Origin of the sequence: Frankia tisae (assembly GCF_025403405.1) — a bacterium.
Classification (GTDB): Bacteria; Actinomycetota; Actinomycetes; order Frankiales; family Frankiaceae; genus Frankia; species Frankia tisai.
Genome location: NZ_JANEZT010000512.1, coordinates 1 through 3,576 on the forward strand (window position 1 = coordinate 1; position 3,576 = coordinate 3,576).

Annotated in this window: 3 protein-coding genes and 1 tRNA gene; 1 reads left to right on the plus strand and 3 read right to left on the minus strand. The window is 72.5% G+C overall.

Features of this window, described 5'->3' with window-relative positions; genetic code table 11:
* The 3 genes from NBZ85_RS28970 to NBZ85_RS28980 all read right to left on the minus strand — a co-directional run.
* Positions 1-1,291, minus strand: a 1,291-nt coding sequence (locus NBZ85_RS28970; protein WP_261563131.1) for a Stp1/IreP family PP2C-type Ser/Thr phosphatase, incomplete at its 3' end; no start/stop codon positions are given.
* The gene (locus NBZ85_RS28975) at positions 1,288-1,785 is read right to left on the minus strand and encodes an FHA domain-containing protein FhaB/FipA (RefSeq protein ID WP_261560463.1); all 498 of its coding nucleotides are present in this window, start codon (positions 1,783-1,785) and stop codon (positions 1,288-1,290) included. The genes NBZ85_RS28970 and NBZ85_RS28975, both read right to left, overlap by 4 nt.
* Positions 1,786-1,791: 6 nt before the next feature.
* Positions 1,792-3,201, minus strand: a complete 1,410-nt coding sequence (locus NBZ85_RS28980; protein ID WP_261563132.1) for an FhaA domain-containing protein — start codon at positions 3,199-3,201, stop codon at positions 1,792-1,794.
* 159 nt (positions 3,202-3,360) lie between these two features.
* Between NBZ85_RS28980 and NBZ85_RS28985 the strand changes: the two genes are divergently transcribed.
* Positions 3,361-3,443 (plus strand) — tRNA-Leu (locus NBZ85_RS28985).
* The last annotated feature ends 133 nt before the right edge of the window (positions 3,444-3,576 follow it).

Consider the following 3,576-nt stretch of genomic DNA (forward strand, 5'->3'; position numbering starts at 1 on the left):
GGGACGGGCTGGGCGTCGTGTTGGCCGCCGGCCGCGTCGGGCTCGGCGTGTGCAGCCGCGCGATGATCTGCTCTGCCTCGCCCCGGCTGTCGGCCGGGATGCCGTGGCGCAGGTCGTCCTGATCGGCCGGGGCAACCTCGGACAGCAACTGGCTCTGGGAGAGCACCGACGACAGATGGACGCCGGCGATGCTTCCCTTCACCCCCTGGAACAGGGCCACCCGCCCCTCGCCGTCGACGCCGACATAGTACTGGCCACGCACATAGGTCCACCCCGCCGCGGCGCCCGCGACGACGAGGACGAACACGACAGTCGAGACGAACAGCACCCGCCGCCCCGATCGGCGTCGGCCGTCCCCGTCCCCGTCGTCGCTCTCGCCATCGCCGCGGTCGCTGGCCTGCTCCTGACGGTCCCGGCGGTGAAAGCCCGGCCGGCCGATCCGGGCAGCCTTTGCCGCCGCGGACTCGGTGTCCGGGTAACGCGGGTCGGGCCCGCTGCGCGCGGAGGCCGCCCTGGGTACCGACCGCTTCTCCGCCGCCGCCCCGGCGACCAGCGGGTAGGGCCGCTCCTCCCCGCGGTCCTCGGAGATGTCTGCGACCACGACCGTGATGTTGTCCGGGCCGCCGCCCTTGAGCGCCAGGTCGACGAGCTGATCCACCGCATCCTGCGGCGTGGGGAGCAGCAGCGTCTCCAGGATCGTCTCCTCGCTGACCACCCCCGACAGACCGTCGGTGCACAGCAGGTAGCGGTCCCCGTCCCGGGCCTGACGCACCGACAGGTCGGGCTCGACCTCGCGGCCGTCCAGCGCACGCATCAGCAGGGAGCGCTGGGGGTGTGTGTTCGCCTGCTCCGGGGTGATCCGGCCCTGGTCGACGAGGTCCTGGACCAGCGTGTGGTCATGGGTGACCTGGCTGAGGATGCCCTCGCGCAGCAGGTAGGCCCGCGAGTCCCCGACATGCAGGACCCCGAGCATGTCCCCGGACGAGAGCACGGCGGTCACCGTGGTGCCCATGCCGTCCAGGGCACTGTTCTCCAGCGACATCTCGCGCAGCTGGCGGTTGGCATCGCGGACGGCCTCGTTCAGCTCCGTCACGAGGTCGTCGCTGTCGATGTCGTCGTCGAGATCGGCCAGACGGGAGATCACCATGGAACTGGCGACCTCGCCCGCGGCGTGCCCGCCCATGCCGTCGGCCACAGCCAGCAGGCGCTGCCCGGCGTAGGCGGAGTCTTCGTTTCCTTCCCGTACATGCCCGACATCCGAGCGAACGGCGAAGTGAAGCCTGAGGCTCACCGGTGGAGCTCCAGGACCGTCTTCCCGATCCTGACCGGCGCGCCGAGAGGTACCGGCATGGGACTGGTCACCTTCGAACGGTTGAGGAATGTGCCATTGGTCGAGCCCAGGTCCTCGACGAACCACTGTCCGTCGTGGGGCACGAGTCTCGCATGCCGCCCTGATGCGAAGTCATCCTCGAGGACCAGAGTCGAGTCCTGTGCCCGTCCGATGGTGACAGGTGACGATCCTAGGGGAATTGTTGTGCCTGACAAGTGCCCCTTGGTCACCACGAGTTTGCTCGGAGACTGTGGCTTGCGAGCTGGTTGGGGTGGGGTTCGAGAGGGTGTCGGCCGCGACATCGGGGGTGGCTCGCGCCGCTGCTGGCGCTTCGTCGGGCCGAACATGTCCAGCCGGACGGCGCGCACGGCGACGAGGACGAATCCCCACAGCAGGGCCAGAAAGCCAATCTTGACGATCAGCAGGACGAGTTCGCTGGGCTCGGTCGGATCCATCGGCTGCTACCAGCTCCGATCCGGCCGCGCCCGCCCGCGCCCGCCGTCGCCCGGCCGTGGCAGGTCGGGCTGGCCTGGCAGGCGCGTTTGCGCGTCGTACACGTCGTCCAACGCTTCGAGACCGCCGTCGGACCCCGCCTCGCCGCGGGCGGGCTGGCCCGGCTCGCGATCGGCGGCGTCCTCGCGGTAGGAGCCCGGCCGGCGGGGGGCGTCGTCGCGGCGGTCCCGCGGATCACGGCCGTACGGGTCGTGCCCGCCACTGCGGCCCGGGTCTCTGCGGCCCGGGTCTCTGCGGCCCGGGTCTCTGCGGCCCGGGTCTCTGCGGCCCGGGTCTCTGGGGTCCGGGTCTCTGGGGTCCGGGTCCCTGGGGTCCGGGTCCCGGCGCGGCGGGCGGGCCTGGTCGCGAGCCCGGCCGCCGTCGGGCGCGCGGTCGCGGTAGCCGGGGTCACTGCCCGCCCGGGCGGGGCGGTCCCGGTGCGGGTCCGTCGGGTAGGGCTGGCCACCGCGCGGCTCACGCTCGGCGTACGGATCCGCCCGGCCGACGCGGGGGGACGAGCCCCGCCGATACGGGTCGTCCGGCGCAGGCGTGGGGCGCCGGTCCGGCGGGGCCGTCGCCCGATGCCCGACCCGCTCCGGCGGGGGGGTGGCCCGCGAGGGCGACCGGCTCGCGCCGATGCCTCGGCCGTCCTCGCGGCGGAACACGATGGTCGCGGTGCCGAGCTCGATCCGATCCCCGCTGACGAGCTTGACCTGGGTGGCCGCGCGGCCGTTGACGAGGCTGCCATTCGTCGAGCCGGCGTCGACGTAGAGGAACTGCCCGTCCGGCAGTCGGCGGATCTCCCCGTGCCGCCGGGACACCCCGGTGTCGTTCAGGCGGATGTCGCATTCGACGCTGCGCCCGATGACGGTGGTCTCGGCGTCCAGCGGGTACTCCCGCTCCCCGCCGCCACCCGTCCCGCCCGGGGCCTTCGTCGTGATCAGTAGATGGGGAGTGCCGGGCGCGCTCGGGCGCGGGCGGCCGCGGCGCCCGCTCACCACCCCCGGATCCGCCGCCGCCACGCTGCTGCGGATCCGGAAGACGCCGACGTCGAGGTCGGTCGCCTCGGACATGCGGACGGACACCGGGCCGACGAAGGTGTACCGCTGCTCGGCCGCATGCTCGCGGACCATCTCGGCCAGCTCGTCGCACAGCGCCCGGTCGTAGGGGGAGAGCCGGGCGAAGTCGCCGCTGGCGAGCTCCACGGCGAACTCGTTGGGCACCAGCACGCGGTTGGAACTGACCGCCCGCCGGTCGTCGGTCTCCCGGGCCAGCGCGCTGGCGATCTCCACGGGCTCGACCCCACCCTTGAACACCTTGGCGAACGCACCCTCGACGAGGCCGCCCAGGCGCCGTTCGAAGCGTTGTAGCACGCCCATGCTCGACCTCCCTTCTCCCGGTCTGTGAGATCGTATGCCCCCGGGCGTGGACGCCCCACGGCTTGGCTCTTGACATGTCCATCGCGGTTGGTGGCCCCCCGACGCAGCGGACATCTCCGGCGTGATAGCGTGTCCCCTGGTCAAGAGATAGTCCCACTCGGGCGAGTGGCGGAATGGCAGACGCGCACGGTTCAGGTCCGTGTGTCCTAGCGGACGTGGGGGTTCAACTCCCCCCTCGCCCACGTCAGCCCCTACCGGAGCATGCTGCGCCGGTAGGGGCTTCCTTTATTTTGCCGGGGGGGCCGAGCCCCCCCGAACCCCCCGCGGTCGGACCCGCGGTCGGACCCGGCGGGCTGTCTCCCCACGGTTGGACTC

Excerpts from the sequence above, each read along its gene's own strand:
- NBZ85_RS28980 (WP_261563132.1), bottom strand. The coding sequence starts at position 3,201 with ATGGGCGTGCTACAACGCTTCGAACGGCGCCTGGGCGGCCTCGTCGAG.
- NBZ85_RS28975 (WP_261560463.1), bottom strand. The coding sequence starts at position 1,785 with ATGGATCCGACCGAGCCCAGCGAACTCGTCCTGCTGATCGTCAAGATT.